18 protein-coding genes are annotated in these 16,888 nt (G+C 59.0%); 16 read left to right on the forward strand and 2 right to left on the reverse strand.

The window, feature by feature from the left end; genetic code table 11:
• Positions 1 to 35 precede the first annotated feature (35 nt).
• On the forward strand, positions 36 to 1,238 hold the full coding sequence (punC, locus tag J8Z22_RS07805) for a purine nucleoside transporter PunC (protein WP_252009916.1): 1,203 nt from the start codon (positions 36 to 38) through the stop codon (positions 1,236 to 1,238).
• 309 nt (positions 1,239 to 1,547) lie between these two features.
• On the opposite strand, the gene J8Z22_RS07810 is transcribed toward punC, so the two are convergent.
• The gene (locus tag J8Z22_RS07810; protein ID WP_252009918.1) at positions 1,548 to 2,486 is read right to left on the reverse strand and encodes an alpha/beta hydrolase; all 939 of its coding nucleotides are present in this window, start codon (positions 2,484 to 2,486) and stop codon (positions 1,548 to 1,550) included.
• A 51-nt stretch (positions 2,487 to 2,537) separates the two neighbouring features.
• Complete coding sequence (locus J8Z22_RS07815; protein ID WP_252009921.1) at positions 2,538 to 3,146, reverse strand: 4'-phosphopantetheinyl transferase superfamily protein; 609 nt, start codon at positions 3,144 to 3,146, stop codon at positions 2,538 to 2,540.
• A 210-nt stretch (positions 3,147 to 3,356) separates the two neighbouring features.
• Here J8Z22_RS07815 and J8Z22_RS07820 point away from each other — a divergent pair, with 210 nt between their 5' ends.
• From J8Z22_RS07820 to J8Z22_RS07890, 15 genes are read left to right on the forward strand one after another with little or no spacing between them, the layout of a single operon-like run.
• A complete protein-coding gene (locus J8Z22_RS07820; protein ID WP_051252730.1) occupies positions 3,357 to 3,935 on the forward strand; it encodes a beta-ketoacyl synthase chain length factor in 579 nt (192 codons plus the stop codon).
• The gene (locus J8Z22_RS07825) at positions 3,932 to 4,699 is read left to right on the forward strand and encodes a 1-acyl-sn-glycerol-3-phosphate acyltransferase (RefSeq protein WP_028113532.1); all 768 of its coding nucleotides are present in this window, start codon (positions 3,932 to 3,934) and stop codon (positions 4,697 to 4,699) included. The genes J8Z22_RS07820 and J8Z22_RS07825 overlap by 4 nt, the downstream gene beginning before the upstream one ends.
• Positions 4,696 to 4,968, forward strand: coding sequence for a phosphopantetheine-binding protein (locus J8Z22_RS07830; protein ID WP_028113531.1), 273 nt, complete (start codon positions 4,696 to 4,698; stop codon positions 4,966 to 4,968). The genes J8Z22_RS07825 and J8Z22_RS07830 overlap by 4 nt, the downstream gene beginning before the upstream one ends.
• The gene (locus J8Z22_RS07835; protein ID WP_028113530.1) at positions 4,965 to 5,213 is read left to right on the forward strand and encodes an acyl carrier protein; all 249 of its coding nucleotides are present in this window, start codon (positions 4,965 to 4,967) and stop codon (positions 5,211 to 5,213) included. Before J8Z22_RS07830 ends, J8Z22_RS07835 begins: the two co-directional genes overlap by 4 nt.
• The gene (locus J8Z22_RS07840) at positions 5,213 to 5,752 is read left to right on the forward strand and encodes a hypothetical protein (protein ID WP_252009923.1); all 540 of its coding nucleotides are present in this window, start codon (positions 5,213 to 5,215) and stop codon (positions 5,750 to 5,752) included. Before J8Z22_RS07835 ends, J8Z22_RS07840 begins: the two co-directional genes overlap by 1 nt.
• A complete protein-coding gene (locus J8Z22_RS07845) occupies positions 5,749 to 7,059 on the forward strand; it encodes an AMP-binding protein (protein WP_252009925.1) in 1,311 nt (436 codons plus the stop codon). The genes J8Z22_RS07840 and J8Z22_RS07845 overlap by 4 nt, the downstream gene beginning before the upstream one ends.
• Entirely contained in the window at positions 7,043 to 7,399 is a 357-nt protein-coding gene (locus J8Z22_RS07850; RefSeq protein ID WP_028113528.1) for a hypothetical protein, read from the forward strand. The genes J8Z22_RS07845 and J8Z22_RS07850 overlap by 17 nt, the downstream gene beginning before the upstream one ends.
• Positions 7,396 to 9,075: a glycosyltransferase gene (locus J8Z22_RS07855; RefSeq protein ID WP_252009926.1), complete on the forward strand. Its 1,680-nt coding sequence runs from the start codon at positions 7,396 to 7,398 to the stop codon at positions 9,073 to 9,075. The genes J8Z22_RS07850 and J8Z22_RS07855 overlap by 4 nt, the downstream gene beginning before the upstream one ends.
• A gap of 3 nt (positions 9,076 to 9,078) precedes the next feature.
• Entirely contained in the window at positions 9,079 to 10,641 is a 1,563-nt protein-coding gene (gene hutH, locus J8Z22_RS07860) for a histidine ammonia-lyase (protein WP_252009928.1), read from the forward strand.
• The gene (locus J8Z22_RS07865) at positions 10,632 to 11,054 is read left to right on the forward strand and encodes a thioesterase family protein (protein WP_252009930.1); all 423 of its coding nucleotides are present in this window, start codon (positions 10,632 to 10,634) and stop codon (positions 11,052 to 11,054) included. Before hutH ends, J8Z22_RS07865 begins: the two co-directional genes overlap by 10 nt.
• Entirely contained in the window at positions 11,039 to 11,608 is a 570-nt protein-coding gene (locus J8Z22_RS07870) for an outer membrane lipoprotein carrier protein LolA (protein ID WP_028113524.1), read from the forward strand. Before J8Z22_RS07865 ends, J8Z22_RS07870 begins: the two co-directional genes overlap by 16 nt.
• Positions 11,595 to 13,910, forward strand: a complete 2,316-nt coding sequence (locus J8Z22_RS07875; protein ID WP_252009932.1) for an MMPL family transporter — start codon at positions 11,595 to 11,597, stop codon at positions 13,908 to 13,910. The genes J8Z22_RS07870 and J8Z22_RS07875 overlap by 14 nt, the downstream gene beginning before the upstream one ends.
• Complete coding sequence (locus J8Z22_RS07880; protein ID WP_252009934.1) at positions 13,907 to 15,136, forward strand: NAD(P)/FAD-dependent oxidoreductase; 1,230 nt, start codon at positions 13,907 to 13,909, stop codon at positions 15,134 to 15,136. Before J8Z22_RS07875 ends, J8Z22_RS07880 begins: the two co-directional genes overlap by 4 nt.
• The gene (locus J8Z22_RS07885) at positions 15,136 to 15,702 is read left to right on the forward strand and encodes a DUF3261 domain-containing protein (protein WP_252009936.1); all 567 of its coding nucleotides are present in this window, start codon (positions 15,136 to 15,138) and stop codon (positions 15,700 to 15,702) included. The genes J8Z22_RS07880 and J8Z22_RS07885 overlap by 1 nt, the downstream gene beginning before the upstream one ends.
• Positions 15,699 to 16,886, forward strand: coding sequence for a beta-ketoacyl-ACP synthase (locus J8Z22_RS07890; RefSeq protein WP_252009937.1), 1,188 nt, complete (start codon positions 15,699 to 15,701; stop codon positions 16,884 to 16,886). The genes J8Z22_RS07885 and J8Z22_RS07890 overlap by 4 nt, the downstream gene beginning before the upstream one ends.
• The last annotated feature ends 2 nt before the right edge of the window (positions 16,887 to 16,888 follow it).

Here is a 16,888-nt window from a genome sequence, read left to right on the forward strand (position 1 = left end):
ATTGATTAATAATTTTGATTGGAAATGTTATGAAGATGGCTCGATTGGAAATGATATACCTGGCAGCCTTGTCGATGCTGGGATTTGTGGCCACCGATATGTACCTGCCTGCCTTTGAGCGGATGCAGGATTATTTTGGTAGCGGCGCCGAAGCGGTGGCACTGAGCCTGTCGGTGTTTCTGGCCGGACTGGCGTTGGGGCAGCTGCTGTGGGGCGTGATCTCCGACCGCTTCGGTCGCCGCAATGCCTTGTTGTTGGGCTTAGGTCTGTTTGTGCTGTCGTCGCTGGCGGTTCTGGTGGTGGACAGCATTTGGCAACTGCTGTTGCTGCGGGCGTTACAGGCCTTGGGCGTGTCGGCGGCAGCGGTGATTTGGCAGGCGATGGTGATCGCGGAGAAAAGCGAGCCCGATGCCCAGCGGTTGTTTGCCACCATCATGCCACTGGTGGCGTTGACACCGGCATTGGCGCCCCAACTTGGTGTGGTGCTGATGCATGGCTTTGATTGGCAAGCCATTTTTGTTGCCCTGGCGGTTATGGGGGCGCTCTGTTTTGGCGTAACTCTGATGCGCCCTGCGGATCGGCCTCAGCCGGTCAGCACCGGCATCGCCGCCGATTTCGGTTTGTTGCTGCGCCGGCCTAATTATTTAGGCAATGTGCTGATCTACAGTGCTGGATCGGCGGCTTTCTTTGCGTTTCTGACCGGCCTGCCTAAGGTGATGACTTCCCTGGGCTACGGTGCCGGTGACATTGCCGGGGTATTCATTCCCCAGACACTGGCCTTTATGGCCGGCGGTTATCTGGGCAAGCGGGCGGTCGAGAAGTGTGGTGATGCCTGGGTGCTGAAACAGCTGTTGTTGGTGTTTGCTCTGGCGTCGTTGATTCTGCTGGTGGTGTCTCAGTTGTCGATTCCGGTGATCTGGCCTTTGATTGCGCCGTTCTGCTTGCTGGCCGCCGCCAACGGCGCCCTGTACCCCATCGTGGTCAACCGAGCCCTGCGTTGCGCCAAAGAGTGTCCGGCGACCGCCGCAGGGTTACAAAACAGCATTCAAATTAGCATCAGTTTCGCAGCCAGTGCGGCGGTGGCCCTGTTTGCCAGCCGGGCTCTGGAAGCGGTGGGCATCGCCATCGGCCTGAGTTGCATCGGTGTCATGTTGGGTTATGTGATCTCCGAACCCGGCCAGCGGCGCCAATGGGTGGCGCCGGATCCGGCTCGCGTGGCCGTGGATGAGCGTGAATAGCCAGCGCGAACCGAGATAAGGCCAGCCCATCGACGCAGATCTGGGCGCGCTTGATACCGGTGGCAGCATCAGGCTCATCTTAAAAGGTGCTGCAATGCCCGCCTCGATGAGGCGGCAGAGTCCCGGATATCACGCGGATCAGTCTGAAAACATGAGAATAGTGTCGTAAGCCAATCATGTTAACCTGAATAAGATGAAAAAAAGCGCGGCTAATGGCTGCGCTTTTTATTTCTTATTTTTGGCAGGATATTTAGGTTGAGCGATACTTTTTAGACTTAATCTGCATATTTAGCATCAGTTCCCGCAGCATTATTTAGCCTGGGAACTACTAAAAGAGTCATTCCCCATTGACGTCGAATTATCCGATGTTGTTCGTGTGGGTTCGCTTGATTTCGATTCGGAGTCGGCGAAAAGATCGGTATTGCCCATATTAAGCCGAAACAGTAATTGCTGTTGATAGCCAGGGTAGTCGTTGGTAAAGCCTCTGGCGTGCTGGCAATTTTCCAGTAACCACCACTGCTTATTGGTATGCAGAGAGTCATAGAGCCCAGTGGCCCGCTGGTAAGGGATGAGGCGGTCGTCGCGGCAGTGGGAGATGATGACCGGCAGTTGCTTGAGTTGGATGGCGGTATGAACGGGTGACGCGCGGTCATCCACAAACCAGGGAATCAGGTGGCGCCAAAGTCGGCCTCCTGGGTAGTCAGCCACCACATCCCGGGCGAGCAGTGAGTAAAGATCAAACGAGCTGTCCACCAGAAGTTGATTAAAGTGGTTTTCCAGCCCGGTTAAGGCTAACCCCTCCAGGGCGATGGCGCTGCCCATGGAGGTAGCAATGATGGTGATCTCTTTGTGACGGGTCATGGGATTGCGGCTGACAAAGCGCAGCAGCGTTTCGGCATCCTGCGCCAACGCTTCTGAGGTCGCTCGGCCAGTGGAATGGCCATAACCGGAGTAGTCGAACATCAGCACGTCGAACCCGTGCTCGAGCAACCACAGCACCTTTTCTCCGGTTTCACTGAGATTGCCTGCATTGCCATGAAAATGGATCACTAACCGATCGCTGCGAGTGTCGGCAAAGTGGTATTGAAGATGAAGCCGGTTGCCGGACTGCGACGATAGCCAGTGATCCTGGTAGCCTGGATCTTGTGAGGCCAGAAGCGGTGATTCCTGGGTCTTAGGCGAGTAAAAATACAGGTTATTACAACCGCTGAGGAGCAGCAGCAGACAATAAAAAAACAACGTCGGCATGGGTATGGCGCCCTCATCGAAGTGGGATGCGTCCGAGCAGAATTGAATTTTTTACTTTGTTATCAAACTAGTACAGAGAGCTGGTGTCGACAAGTCCGGCGCGGTGATCAAAGCGGCAGACAACTTGGGACGGGGTGACCAGCAGTGGCCACTGGCATTGAGAACGGCAAAGGGGGACGGCGACAACTCGGTGTCCGCAATCAGTTCCTGTAGCGGACGCGGCCCAGCCAGCCCCGCTTTGTAGGCCGCTTCGTACAGGCACCAGCGATGGAAAAACTGTGGCTTGGGCCAGTTCAGGTAGTGGGCCAGTTGTGATTGACGCCGGCGGCCATGGGTTTGCAAATCAATACCCAGGGGGCCGTGGCTGGCCACGGCCAGGGCGACGAAGTGATCGCTGTGACTGATGGACAATTGCCAGGAGTGATCACGAAAGTAGGGTTTGCCATTGATATCTTTTGACCAGCTATCGGGGAATTTTCCGTCAATATTGAGTTGGTTATATAGATTTAACACCGCGACCCGCTGAGCTTGTTTTAATTGCTTTCGATTTGGACTGCCGAAAAATTCCCCGATAATAATTCGCAGCTGTTGATCGTTATATGAAAATAATGAATGAATCTGAGTAGGAAGCGTCATTTCTGGCTCGGTTTGTTTACTCATTCTTGTGTGGGTAGACGAAAAACGATATTGTAGCGCTCGCGTAAATCAGAATAACGACTTTAATCATAATTACAACGAGATATGAAACATACTTTCCCTGTTCTGGGTTGGCAGGGGTGGACATCGACAACCCGGAATTCTGCCAACGAACTGCCCATTTATCCCGGTGCTGATGATGAATCAACTCCGGCATTGCCGTTTGTACCGGCGATGAAGCGTCGTCGCCTGACCCGACTGGCAAAGATGGCGCTGTATGTGGCAGAGCCGCTGAACGGGGAGGAGTCATTGCCGACGGTGTTTGCGTCCCAGCATGGTGAAGTCGGCCAGACCGTTGGCATGCTCGATGGTCTGCTGGCCGGTGAGGCGGTATCGCCAACTCGCTTTAGTCAGTCGGTGCATAACTTTGCCTCTGGCAGTTATGGCATCCATTTTTCCAATACCCAGCCATCCACCTCCATTGCCGCAGGCAGCGATACTCTGCTGATGGCCCTGATTGAGGGCCAGAGTCAGTTAAGTGCCGACCGCGACGTGTTGGTGGTGTATGTGGATGAACCGGTACCGGACCGATTCCTGACGGCGTCCGAACCGCAACAACCCGCCATGGCCCTGTCGCTGCGCTTGTCACTGTCTGCCTCGATGCGGTTGCAGGCCGAGGTCACCGACGACCCGGCCGATCACCCGCGACTGACCTCGGTGCCCTGGCAAGTGCTGAGACTGCTCAGTGGTGCCGATGGTGGTGCGGTTATGCAACAGGAGCGTCTGCGTTACCGTTGGAGCCTGCTGCGGTGATACGGGCCCTCTATCACGGCTATCGAATACTCGCCACCGGCTTGAGTTTTGCCGTGTTTGGCTTGGGTGGGCTTATCGCCGGCATCGGTCTGTTTCCGCTGCTGTCGCTGCTGCCAGGTGCCCCGGCGCAGAAGCAACGGCGTGCTCAGCGCTGTGTCCATTGGTTGTTTCGTTTCTTCGTGCGGTTTATGGAGTTGCTGTGGGTGACTCGGGTGGTCATAGACCAGCCGCAACGGCTTCAGCAAGCCAAAGGAATGGTGATCATCGCCAACCATCCCTGCTTGCTGGATGTGGTGGTGTTGATTTCGGCGATTCCCCATACCAACTGCATCGTCAAGCAATCGTTATTGCGAAACCCGTTTATGCGATGGGTGATCAAAGCCGCGGGTTATATCGCCAATGATTGTCCGGATGACGTGGTAAGATTGAGCCGGCAGAAGTTGCAGCAGGGCGACAATATTATTGTGTTTCCCGAAGGCACCAGAACCACCCCAGGCGCCCCCATCAAGATGCAGCGAGGCGCTGCCCGAATTGTATTAGGGAGCCGGGCAACGGTATTGCCCATCACCCTGCGTTGTACCCCGACGACCCTGACCAAGGGCACGCCTTGGTATAGGGTCTCGCCATCGAGGTTCGTGATCAGCATGAACGTCGGTGACCCGATCGACTGCCCCGCGGATGAGGGGGCGCCTGAGTCGTTGCAAGTCAGGCGACTGACCCGCGAGATGGAACAAAGATTTAATACGGAGTTAGAAAAAGAATGAACCCATTAATTACCGAGTTAAAGCAGCTGATCATTGACGCGCTGGAGCTGGAAGAGATTACGGTAGATGACATTGAAACCGAAGCCCCGTTGTTTATTGAAGGGCTGGGTCTGGATTCCATCGACGCCCTGGAACTGGGGGTGGCCATCAAGAAACGCTATGGGGTGAAACTGGATCCCAATGCCGAAGACACCCGTTCGCATTTTGCCAGTGTTGAGGCCCTGGCGGGTTTTATTCGCAGCCAAACTGAACAAGGGGAGCAGTCATGAGCCGTCGTGAAGAGCTGTTTGCCGAACTGTCGGCCATTCTGGTCGAAGAGTTTGAAATTGAAGCCGCTGATATCACCGCAGAGGCCAGCCTGTATGAAGACCTGGATCTGGACAGCATCGATGCGGTTGATCTGGTGATCAAGCTGCAGCAAACCACAGGGGTAAAGATTCAGCCTGAGGAGTTTAAGGCCGTTCGCAGTGTCAATGACGTTCTGGATGCACTGGAAAAATTGATTCCCGCCTGATGAAGCCCCTGTTTGCCATCACGGTGACGCTGCTGTTGGTGGCGTACCCGGGATTAGTGTATGTGTCGGTCCAGCAACAATTGGGGCCGACTTTTGCTTTTCTACTATTGGCACTGCTGTTGATCCGTGCCGCCATGGTTCCCCGCTCAAGCCGGGCGATCCCCATGGTGGGCGCAGGCCTGGTTGGTTTGTACCTGCTTACCCGGGATGAAAGGGTGCTGCTGTGGTATCCGGTGCTGGTCAACGGCCTGATGTTGCTTGCCTTTGGCTGGTCGTTGCGGCGCCCACCGTCGATGGTGGAGCAGTTTGCTCGCCTTCGGCACCCGAATCTGCCGGCGCAGGCGCAGCCCTATCTGCGCCGGGTCACCTTGGCCTGGTGCGTGTTTTTTGTGGTCAATGGCAGCATTGCAACGGCCACGGTGATCTACGGGGATATGGAGTGTTGGACACTTTACAACGGCCTGATCTCTTACGGGCTGATGGGGCTGATGGTGGTTGCAGAGTTGCTGATTCGGCCAAAGTACCAGGAGGCGGCATGACCCTGTCGCTGACGGCGCGACTGTTTGCCGATGACTCCGTGGTCTGTCGCGGCGCCGAGGACGGCCAGATCCTGCTGAGCGATGTGCGCCGGCAGGTGGCCAGGGTGCAGGCCAGTCTCGGTACCGAGCCTCCGGCGTCGGTGCTGCTGTTCAGCGACAATGCCCAGACTTTCCTGATCCGCCTATTGGCGCTGTTGGGGCTGGGCGTTGAGGTGATACTGCCTGCCAACGGCCAGGCATCGACCTTGCAGCGCTTGGAGGACCACCACCAGTTGCAGATGGACGACCACTGGCAGGCCGCAGACTGCGATTTCGAGGAGGTCGTATGGCGCCCTGGCGGCCGCTTGCGCTTGTTTACTTCCGGCAGCAGCGGTGAAGCCAAAGCGGTGGACAAGTCCCTGTCGCAGCTGGAAGCCGAAATCAATGAGCTGGAGCAACAGTTCGGTGAGGCCTTGGCGCGATCGACGATGGTGGCCAGTGTGTCCCATCAGCACATCTACGGATTGCTGTTTCGGCTGTTGTGGCCATTTTGCGCCGGGCGTCCCTTTGTTATTGAGACCCTGCTGTACCCGGAAACGCTGACTGCGGCGCTGGCCCACCACGCCCCTGCCGCCCTGGTCGCCAGCCCGTCACTGCTGCAACATTGGCAGTTGCAGGAGGGGACGGCGCCGGTGATGGCGTTCAGTTCTGGCGGCCCCCTGCGTCGCGATGCGGCGCTGGAGCGCTGCCGGCATTGGCAACAAGGGGTGGTGGAGATCTATGGCAGCACCGAAACCGGCGGTATTGCCCATCGCCGGGCCAGCGAACAGCATCCGGACCCGCTGTGGCAGCCGTTTGACTGTGTCCAGGTCAAGAGTGAGCAGCAACGGTTGTGGATTCGTTCCCCCTACCTCGACGGTGATCGCTGGTATCGCACCGACGACCGGGTCAGCCTCAGTGCCGACGGGATGCAGCTGCTTGGGCGTGCCGATCGCACCGTCAAAATCGCCGAAAAGCGGGTCTGCCTGGTGAGCATGGAAAAGGAGCTTGAGCGCCATCCATGGATCGCCCAGGTGGCCTTGGTGTTGCTGCCCTCGGCGCGTGCGCAAATTGGCGCTGTGATGCAGTTAACCGAGGCCGGCTTGGTGGCCCGTGCCAATCTCGGTGGCAGGCAGTTGGCACTTTGCTGGAAAGATCACCTGCTTGGGCATTTTGAACGGGTGACTTTGCCCAGACGCTGGCGCTATCCTGAGCGCCTGCCATTTAACCATCAAGGTAAGCTGACGAGGGCGGCTTTGCTGGAGTTATTCCATGATGACCAAGATTGACCCTGTGTGGCTGCAACAGCGCCAGGTCGACGGTGTGACGCGATTCACGCTGATGATTCCTGAAGACCTGGATTATTTTAACGGCCACTTTAATGGTGCGCCGGTATTGCCAGGGGTGGTTCAGTTGCAGTGGGCCATCACTCAGGCTCAGGCCTGCTACGGCATGCCTGAGCGCTGTGCCCGACTCGAGGTGGTGAAGTTTCAGCAGCTTCAGCGACCCGGGCAACAGCTGACCCTGGAGTTGGAACGGCTCGACGAGGGTCGGGTTCGGTTTGCTTTCTTCTGCACGGAAAAGCGTTATTCCAGTGGTCGGATCGTGTTTGAGCCGGAGTCGGTATGACCGCCTGCTTGCTGATTCCTCACTACAACCATGGCCAGCAGTTGGCGCCGGTGCTTGAACGGCTTGCGGCCATGGCGTTGCCCTGTGTGGTGGTGGACGATGGCTCCAGTGCTGAAGAGCTGGCGGCGGTAGAGGCGCTGGCCGCGCGTCACGACTGGGTGACTCTGGTTCGGCGTCCGGTCAACGGCGGTAAAGGGGCGGCGGTGAAGACCGGCATCCTGTGGGCGCGTCAGCAGGGATTCAGCCATGCGGTTCAAGTCGATGCCGATGGTCAGCATGATCTCGATGATCTGCCGCAGTTGTTGTCATTGTCGAAACGGCAGCCCGACGCCGTGGTTACCGGCATTCCCCGCTACGACGAGTCGGTGCCCCGGCACCGCTACCTGGCGCGCTACCTGACCCATGTCTGGGTATGGGTGGAAACCCTGAGTCTGGAACTGAAAGACACCATGTGCGGTTTTCGGGTCTACCCGGTTGCCGCGGTGGCCAACGTCATCGAACAGCAGCGGGTCGGTGACCGCATGGACTTCGACCCGGAGATACTGGTGCGATTGTTCTGGCAGGGGACGCCGATCATCCAGCAGCCAACGTCGGTGATCTACCCCGAACAGGGACGGTCTCATTTTCGAGCCCTGGAAGACAACTGGCTAATCAGTTGCATGCACACCCGTCTGGTCTTTGGCATGTTGTGGCGTCTGCCGTCACTGCTGTTCAGAAAGCGCCGTCGTAAGCACTGGAGCACGGTGTCAGAGCGCGGTGCCATGTGGGGACTGAAAACCCTGCTGTGGCTCTACCGCCATGGTGGCCGCTGGCTTTGCCGGGCGGTGCTGCCGTTCATCATCGGCTATTTCTTTGTGACCGGCACAGAGGCCAGACAGGCATCCAAAGCCTACCTGACCCGGGCCAACGCGGCCCGTGAGGCCCAGGGCTTGCCGAGCATCGGCTCGGGCAACTGGGCCAGTTACCGCCACTTCCTGACATTTGGTCAGGCTGCCTTGACCAAACTGGATGCCTGGAGTGGCAAACTGAATGTCGGCCCGGCCCAGTTCCCCAACCGGCAGTTGATGGTCGATCTGTTTGAGCGGGGGCAGGGAGCGATGATCCTGACCGCGCATTTTGGCAATATAGAGATTTTCAGGGCCGCCGCTGAGTCCGAGTTTCGCAAGCGCATCAATGTACTGGCCCTGACCCGTCATGCGGCGAAGTTCAATGCCATATTGGCTGAATTGAACCCCCGCTCTCAGGTCGAGTTGCTGCAGGTGGATGAGCTGGGACCGGAAACCGCCATTGTCCTGCAGGAGCGGGTGGCGGCTGGCGAACTGGTGATCATTGCCGGTGACCGCACTTCGGCCACCAATTTCGGTCGGGTGCATTACAGCGATTTTCTCGGTCAAGCGGCGGCTTTTTCCATCGGTCCTTACGTGTTGGCATCGGTGCTCGATTGCCCGCTGTATCTAATGCTGGGCTTACCCGGCGATCCGACCCCGGAGCTGCACTTTGAAAAACTGGCGGCTCCCCTCAGCGGGCCGCGCAAAACCCGCCACCAGCGTATTGGCGAATGCATCGACCATTATGCCCGTAAGCTGGAGCAACAGGTGATACGACACCCGTTGCACTGGTTCAACTTTTATGATTTTTGGCTGCGTGATGATGGCCAGTTAGTAGATAAGGAATAACAGATGGAATCGCAGTTAAGCCAACTGTCCCAGTCCGCCCCGATTGAATTTGGTGCGGGCCCGTTGACCATCAATCAGGTTAACGCCATCGCTGCAGGAGCCCGGGTCAGTCTCAGCGACAGTCCCGAGGTGCGGCAACGGTTGCAGCGCAGTGCCGATCTGCTTGACACCCTGTTGCAGCAAGATGGTGAGATCTACGGGGTCACCACAGGCTATGGCGACTCCTGCACGGTTACCATCCCAGACGAGCTGGTTCAGGAGTTGCCGCTGCACCTGACCCGCTTCCATGGTTGTGGCATGGGGCGCTGTTTCGATGAGACTCAGGGCCGGGCGATTCTGGCTGCGCGTCTGGCTTCCTTGTGCATCGGTCGTTCCGGCGTCAGCATTGCGCTGCTGGAACGGATGGTGGAGATGCTCAATCAGGGCGTGATTCCGCGCATTCCCGAAGAGGGGTCGGTCGGCGCCAGTGGCGATCTGACGCCATTGTCCTACATCGCCGCGGCGCTGGTTGGCGAACGACAGGTCTATTACCAGGGCCAGGTTCGAGAGACTCAGGATGTCTACGCCGAACTGGGATGGCAACCTCTGGTACTCCGACCCAAAGAGGGGCTGGCATTGATGAATGGCACCGCGGTGATGACGGCGGTGGCCTGCGAAGCCTATTCCCGCGCCGACTACCTGGCCCGTCTTTGCGCCCGGTTGACCGCCCTGTGCTCTCTGGCCCTGAAGGGGAACCCTTACCATTTCGACCCGCTGCTGTTTGAAGCCAAACCGCATCCCGGTCAGGCTCAGGTTGCCGATTGGATCTATCAGGATCTCGGGGGCAATGACGGTAATCCCAACCCGCCGCGCTTGCAGGACCGTTATTCGCTGCGCTGTGCCCCTCATGTTATCGGCGTGTTGGCCGATGCACTGCCGTTTTTCCGTCAGACCATCGAGACAGAACTCAACAGCGCCAACGACAACCCCATTATCGATGGCGACGCCGGCCGTATCCTTCATGGCGGCCACTTCTATGGCGGGCACATCGCCTTCGCCATGGACAGCCTCAAAAATGCGGTGGCCAACCTGGCTGACTTGATGGACAGGCAGCTTGCGCACCTGGTCGACACCAAGTTTAACAACGGTCTGCCGAGAAACCTGTCGGCGTCGACCGGAGAGCGCGCGGCGATCAACCATGGATTCAAGGCGGTTCAGATTGGGGCCTCGGCCTGGACCGCCGAAGCGCTGAAACAGACCATGCCCGCGTCGGTCTTCAGCCGCTCCACCGAGTGTCATAACCAGGACAAGGTCAGCATGGGAACCATCTCTGCCCGTGACGCTCTGCGGGTGCTGACCCTGACCGAGCAGGTGGCGTCGGCGTTGTTACTGGCGTCCTATCAGGCTCTGACATTGAGACAACGCCAGGAGGGCGGCCTTCCCCTGACGACCGGCATTGCCGAATTGACCACTCAGGTGGCGTCCGAGTTCGACCTGGTGATCGAAGACCGGCCGCTGGAGCAGTCGTTGCGTCAGACAATGGCGGACATTCAGCGACGTCGTTGGGAGGTACCACAATGGCCGTAATCGTCTCTGCCAGAGTCGAGGTAAAGGTGCCGTTTCACGATTGCGATCCCATGGGCATTACCTGGCATGGCAACTATCTGCGCTACTTTGAGTTGGCACGGTGTGAGTTGCTGGACAAGCTGGATTACAACTATCGACAGATGGAAGCATCCGGCTACCGTTGGCCGATCATCGACGTTAAGATTCGTTACCCACAGCCGACCGAATTTGAGCAACAGCTGCACGTTTACGCCGAGCTTATCGAGTGGGAACAGCGGCTGCGGATTCGTTATCGAGTATGCGATGCCGCCAGCGGCCGCCGTCTGGTCAAAGGCGAGACGGTTCAGGTCGCAGTTAACGGCGCCACTGGCGAGATGTGCCTGGCGTCGCCGCCGGTATTGAAACAGAGGTTGTTGCCATGGCTCGATGCCTAATCCTGCTGCTCACCGCGCTGGCGTTTTCCTGTCAGGCCCTGGACCTGACGATCCTGGCGCAGGCGCTGGGGCAACCTGAGCCGGTGCGGGGCAGTTTCAGCCAGAGTAAAACCCTGCCGTTTTTGAGTGCGCCGATGCTTAGTGAAGGCGAGTACCTGATCGCGCCGGATCACGGCGTGGTGTGGAAACAGCACACGCCCTGGCCTCAGACCATGGTAATCAGTCAGGGCGAGCTGGTGTTGGACGGTGAGCGCTTGCAGCAGCCGGGAATGGCGTCAATGCTGCCGGTGATGACCGCCCTGATGCGGGGCGATATCGATGCCCTGGCGCGCCATTTCGAGATGCACGCCAGCGGCGACCTGGACGCCTGGCAACTGCACCTGACCCCGACGGACAGCCTGTTATCCACCTTGTTCCGGCAGATCGAACTGACCGGTGAACATCAGGCCATCGGCACCTTGACCCTGACGGATTCTGCTGGCCAGCCAACGGTGATCCGGTTCGGCGATCGCCAGGATGGGCCCCTGCTGGAGAGCGAGCTTGCCCAATTCTGATTCGGTTCGCCGCTGGACACCGGCGCAAGGGATAGCTGGCTGGTTGGCAGTGTTGCTGTTGCTGCTGCTGGTTACCGCCGTTCGGTTGGGGTTTTCCTGGCCGGCCATGAGTACTGACATCACCACGTTGCTGCCCTCGGATCAGGATGAGGCGGCCTCGGAAGTGGTGAATCGGTTTGCCAGTGTCGGCGGACAGACGTTCTTTCTGTTGCTGGATGCCCCGGACAGTGACATGGCTGCGGCCATGGCGGACAGCCTCGGCCAACGACTGAGCCACAGTGGTGCGGTGTTGCAATCGGCGTCTGAGTCCGGAATGGCATCGTTGGGGCAGTTTCTTTATCCTTACCGGTTTGGATTGTTGACGGCGGACCAGCAGCGTGAGCTGCAACAACAGGAACCACAACAGTGGCTTAGTCGCCTGTATCGCGCCTTGTCGACGCCGGGAGTGACCCCGGCCGCCGGCTTGATTGCGGGCGACCCTTTGCTGCTGTTCCCCGACTACCTGCAATCCCTGGCACAGGGGATTGAGGGTTGGCAGCCCGAGGCGCGAGGGTTGAGCCGCAGTTGGAAGCAGCGACAACTGCTGCTGACTCAATGGCAACTGCAGCAGTCCGCGTTTGAACCCGGGGCACAGCAGCGGTTACTGCAGGCCATCGAGGGTGAGGCCGAACAGTGGCCCGAGGTGACTCTGACTCGGGCGGGGGTGGTGTTTCACGCCGCCGAAGCCACGACTCAGGCCAAGCGGGAGATGACCTGGCTTGGCTCCGCTTCGCTGCTGTTGGTGGTGCTGTTTACCCTGGTGGTGTTCCGGCGCCTGGCACCGCTGGGTTGGCTGTTGCTGGTGATTGGCAGTGCCTTACTGGTGGGGGCTTCGGCCTGTTTGCTGGTGCTGGGGCAACTTCATGCCATCACCTTGGTGTTTGGTACCACCTTGGTGGGCGTGGCGGTGGACTATACCTTGCACCTCAGTTGCCAGCCTGGTGACAGTGCTCGCCGGTCGGCTCGTGCCCTGAGGTTGCCGATGCTGCTGGCGCTGCTGAGTTCCTGCCTGGCGTATCTGGTGATGATTTTTATGCCGTTTCCCGGGCTTAAGCAGATGGCGGTGTTTTCCATTGCCGGATTGCTGTGGGCGTTCTTGACCGTGCAGTGGATGCCAGTCATGGGGTTTATCAAGCCTTCGGCCGATCCTTACTGTGTCAGAGTCGCCGCTCGCGGGTCACAGCTGGGCGCTCGCTTAACCCGTTCGCCCTGGCTGTGGTTGTTGCTCACACTGGTGACCCTGTTCGGCTTAGGGCGCTTGAGCTTCGACGATGACGTGCGTCATTTCCAGCAAAGCTCGGAATCGCTGCTGCAACAGCAGCGTCACCTGAATCAGTTGTTGCCACTGCCGGAGCAGCACCGAATGTTGTTGCTGAGCGCCGACAGTGAGCAACACTTGTTGCAACTGGAAGAGTCGTTGCGAGCGCCGCTACAGGCCTTGATCGCCTCGCAGCAGTTGCAGGGCGCATCGTTGCTGACCGATACCCTGCCATCGCTGGCCCGGCAACAGGCCAGCCGTCAGGTGCTGGCCCGGGCTTACGCTTCACCGTCACTGGCCCAGGGGCTGCAGCAACTCGGTTTCGCGGCCGGGTTCATGCCGGGCCTGAGTCAGCAATTGGCCGAGGCGCCGGTGCTGACGCCGGCGCAATGGCTGGCCCAGCCTGGAAACTCGCCGCTGAAACTGCAGTGGCTGGGCGAAGGCCCGTCGGGGTGGCGCAGCGTGGTGCTCCTGATCGGAGTGCAGAATGTGGCACCGCTTAAGGCGCTGGCGCAGAGGGAGGGCGTTCGTTACCTGGATCGCGTTGAAGATCTCGGGCGGGTCATGGCCCATTATCGACTGGCTTTGATGGCGATCACCCTGCTGATTCTGGTTATGGCGCTGCTGCTGATCTCTCGTGTGCATCCATGGAAACTGGCGCTGTTGGTGGTGTTACCACCGGTGGCGGCCATGCTGCTGGTGGCGGCCGTTTGGGGGCTGGCCGGCATCCCCATGACTCTGTTTCATATGCTGGGATTGTTATTGATGCTGGGCATTGCATTGGATCAGACTCTGTTCCTGGCTTCGACCCCGAAATCGGAGTGGGGGCATTGCAGCCTGGCTATCTTGCTCAGTGTGCTGTCGACGGTGGCTGCCTTTGGCATGCTGGGGTTGTCGAGCACCCCGCCTCTGGCTGCCTTTGGCCAGAGCCTGAGTATGGGGTTATTAACGGCAGCGGTGTTGGCACCGGTTGTCGAACGACAAATTAGAAAGGAATCAAAATGACAGAACAAGAAAGCCGCACCGTTGTGATTATCGGGGCTGGTCCCTCCGGTGCGGTCGCCAGTGCCTTGTTGCAGCGCAAGGGCCATCAGGTGTTGGTGCTGGAACGGGCGCATTTTCCGCGTTTTTCCATCGGCGAAAGCCTGTTGCCCCAGTGCATGGAGTACCTGCAGCAGGCTGGGCTTGCCGAGGCGGTGGAGCAGGCGGGGTTTCAGTTTAAAAATGGTGCCGCTTTTTGTCGTGGTCAACGTTATGCGGAGTTTGATTTTACCGATAAATTCTCTCCGGGCCCTGGTACCACCTATCAGGTGCAACGGGGCAGGTTTGATCAACTGCTGGCGGACGGGGCCGCCGCTCAGGGCGTGGAGATTCGTTACGGCCACTCACTGACATCGGTGCAGATGCAGGAGCACGGAGCCGTGCTGGAGGTGGAGACCGACGACGGTGGTCATTACCGAATCGATTGTCAGTTTGTGCTGGATGCGTCCGGGTTTGCCCGAGTGTTGCCCAGATTGTTATCACTGGAGTCGCCGTCGGATTTTCCCAACCGCAAGGCGCTGTTTACCCATATCGAAGATCGTGCCCAGGGCGGTTTCGATCGCAACAAAATTCTGATCACCGTCCATCCGGACTATGAAGATGTGTGGTTTTGGCTGATCCCCTTTTCCGATGGCAGGGCGTCGTTAGGAGTGGTGGCATCGGCAGAGTATTTTGACGGGCAGGAGGATCAGGACTGCGCCGAGACGCTGAAGCGCTGGGTCGCCGATACTCCCAGCCTGGCGGCGGTGTTGGCTGATGCCCGTTTCGATCAGCCGGTCAATCAGTTGCAAGGCTATTCTGCCAACGTCAGTCGTCTGGCGGGGCCTCGCTTTGCCCTGCTGGGCAACGCCGGCGAGTTTCTCGATCCGGTGTTTTCCTCCGGCGTCACCATTGCCATGAAATCGGCGGTGCTGGCTGCCGACGTCTTGCATCGGCAACTTCAGGGGCAAGCGGTGGACTGGCAACAGGAGTACAGCCGCCCGCTTCAGGAGGGGGTGGACACCTTTAAAACTTACGTCAAAGCCTGGTACGACGGCCGCTTTCAGAGCGTGGTGTTCCATGAAAACGCCAACCCTAAGATTCGGCAGATGGTGTGCTCAATCCTGGCTGGTTACGCCTGGGACCGAGATAACCCCTTTGTGAAGGACAGTGCCCGGCGGTTGACGGCCCTGGTAGAGGTATGCCAGTGATGCGGTGGTTGAGTCTGGTGTTGCTGTTGGCGTTATCCGGGTGTGCGATGCGATTACCGGGCGGCGAGTGTGCCCGCTTGAGTCCGTCGGTGTCTTACTGCCTGTTGCCGGCGGCAACCGACATCGCCCCGACGCGGGTTGTGCAGCGGGTGCAGTTGGCGTTTGACGATCCAACGCTGCCGGCATTGGCGTTGCAGGGCGTGGATGAGCGTCTGCCTGGCCGGCGAGTGCTGGCCGCCACCGGTGGGCTGGGGCAGATCAGTCTGGTGATTCAGTGGAGTGACAACCAGCTTGAGTCCGAGGTTCACGGGTTGCCTGGAGGGTTAGATCCGGCCTGGTTGCTGGCGATGGTGCAACTGTCGGAGCGGCCACTGGCCGAGTTGGCATCGCGCCTGAATGGACCGGCTCAATTGACGTCGCAGTGCGACGGCCTGAATTGCCGCCAACTCAGCAGCGAAGGCGTGCCGCTGGTGACCATCACCGGGCCGGCGGATAAGCGCCGGTTTGAACACCATCTGTACGGGGTTAGCATGACCCTTAGCACCCTGATCCAGGAGTCATTATGAACGGGGTAAAACTGGGGCAACCGGGGGTATTCAGCCCTTTGGGCAATACTCCCGAGCAGTTGTTGCGGGGAATCCTTGCCGCCGAGGCCGGTGCCATGGCCAGCAGCGACGCCTTCCATCTGAACCGTGCTACCGTCGTGGGGCAGGCCGCTGCCCTAAGCCAGCCGTTGCCGGAATCGCTGGCTCATTGGGATTGTCGCAACAACCGAATGTTGGCCAATTGCTGTGAGCAGATCGATGGCCAGGTTCAGGAGGCCGTCAACCGCTATGGCCGTGATCGGCTGGCGGTGATTCTGGGCACCTCAACGTCGGGCATCGAGGCCTATGAGAACACGTTGTGGGCCGATGATGACCGGGCGCCCGAGGCGCGTAGTTATGACTATCGTAAACAGGAGATGGGGACCTGTGCCCTGTTTGTGGCCGAGCGGTTTAACCTGCCAGGCATTGCCTACACCATTTCAACGGCGTGCTCCTCGGCGGCCAAAGCGCTGGCGGCGGCCGCCAGACTGCTGCAGCAAGGCAAGGTGGACGCGGTGATCTGTGGTGGCAGTGACAGCCTGTGCAGGCTGACCATCAATGGCTTCGATGCCCTAGAGTCTTACTCAAAGGGGCAGGGGGCCCCCCTGACCCAGGGGCGTGATGGCATCAATATCGGCGAGGCGTCGGTATTGTTTGTGATGACTCGGGAAGCCGGTGGTGTGCGCCTGTGCGGCGCGGGTGAGAGCAGCGATGCGCATCATGTGTCGGCCCCCCACCCACAGGGACACGGCGCCGAAGCGGCGATGCGCGCTGCGCTGGCCATGGCACGGATCTCTCCGCAGGCCATCAGCTACATCAACCTTCATGGTACCGGCACGCCGCTCAATGATGCCATGGAGTGCGATGCGGTGTTTCGAATATTTGGTGATCGGGTGCCAGTCAGCAGCACCAAAGGGATGACCGGTCATACACTGGGTGCCGCCGGCGCATTGGAGGCCGCCATGTGCTGGGCGTTGCTCAGTGACAGCAATAGCGAACTCAAACTGCCTCCGCAGCGACTGTGGGGGGAGTGGGACAGTGCCCTGGCTCCGGTGTCGCTGGCCCAGGAATCTCACCGGTTGCCGCGCTCTGGTGCCTATTTGTTGAGCAACTCTTTTGCGTTTGGCGGCAGTAACATCGCCCTGATTTTTTCTTGTGAGAGGTAATT

This window comes from Ferrimonas sp. SCSIO 43195 (genome assembly GCF_023716685.1).
Lineage (GTDB): Bacteria > Pseudomonadota > Gammaproteobacteria > Enterobacterales > Shewanellaceae > Ferrimonas > Ferrimonas kyonanensis.

Coding starts and splice junctions, on each gene's coding strand:
- punC (WP_252009916.1), top strand. CDS start 36: ATGGCTCGATTGGAAATGATATACCTGGCAGCCTTGTCGATGCTGGGA.
- J8Z22_RS07810 (WP_252009918.1), bottom strand. CDS start 2,486: ATGCCGACGTTGTTTTTTTATTGTCTGCTGCTGCTCCTCAGCGGTTGT.
- J8Z22_RS07815 (WP_252009921.1), bottom strand. CDS start 3,146: ATGAGTAAACAAACCGAGCCAGAAATGACGCTTCCTACTCAGATTCAT.
- J8Z22_RS07820 (WP_051252730.1), top strand. CDS start 3,357: ATGAAGCGTCGTCGCCTGACCCGACTGGCAAAGATGGCGCTGTATGTG.
- J8Z22_RS07830 (WP_028113531.1), top strand. CDS start 4,696: ATGAACCCATTAATTACCGAGTTAAAGCAGCTGATCATTGACGCGCTG.
- J8Z22_RS07835 (WP_028113530.1), top strand. CDS start 4,965: ATGAGCCGTCGTGAAGAGCTGTTTGCCGAACTGTCGGCCATTCTGGTC.
- J8Z22_RS07840 (WP_252009923.1), top strand. CDS start 5,213: ATGAAGCCCCTGTTTGCCATCACGGTGACGCTGCTGTTGGTGGCGTAC.
- J8Z22_RS07845 (WP_252009925.1), top strand. CDS start 5,749: ATGACCCTGTCGCTGACGGCGCGACTGTTTGCCGATGACTCCGTGGTC.
- J8Z22_RS07850 (WP_028113528.1), top strand. CDS start 7,043: ATGATGACCAAGATTGACCCTGTGTGGCTGCAACAGCGCCAGGTCGAC.
- J8Z22_RS07855 (WP_252009926.1), top strand. CDS start 7,396: ATGACCGCCTGCTTGCTGATTCCTCACTACAACCATGGCCAGCAGTTG.
- hutH (WP_252009928.1), top strand. CDS start 9,079: ATGGAATCGCAGTTAAGCCAACTGTCCCAGTCCGCCCCGATTGAATTT.
- J8Z22_RS07865 (WP_252009930.1), top strand. CDS start 10,632: ATGGCCGTAATCGTCTCTGCCAGAGTCGAGGTAAAGGTGCCGTTTCAC.
- J8Z22_RS07870 (WP_028113524.1), top strand. CDS start 11,039: ATGGCTCGATGCCTAATCCTGCTGCTCACCGCGCTGGCGTTTTCCTGT.
- J8Z22_RS07880 (WP_252009934.1), top strand. CDS start 13,907: ATGACAGAACAAGAAAGCCGCACCGTTGTGATTATCGGGGCTGGTCCC.
- J8Z22_RS07885 (WP_252009936.1), top strand. CDS start 15,136: ATGCGGTGGTTGAGTCTGGTGTTGCTGTTGGCGTTATCCGGGTGTGCG.
- J8Z22_RS07890 (WP_252009937.1), top strand. CDS start 15,699: ATGAACGGGGTAAAACTGGGGCAACCGGGGGTATTCAGCCCTTTGGGC.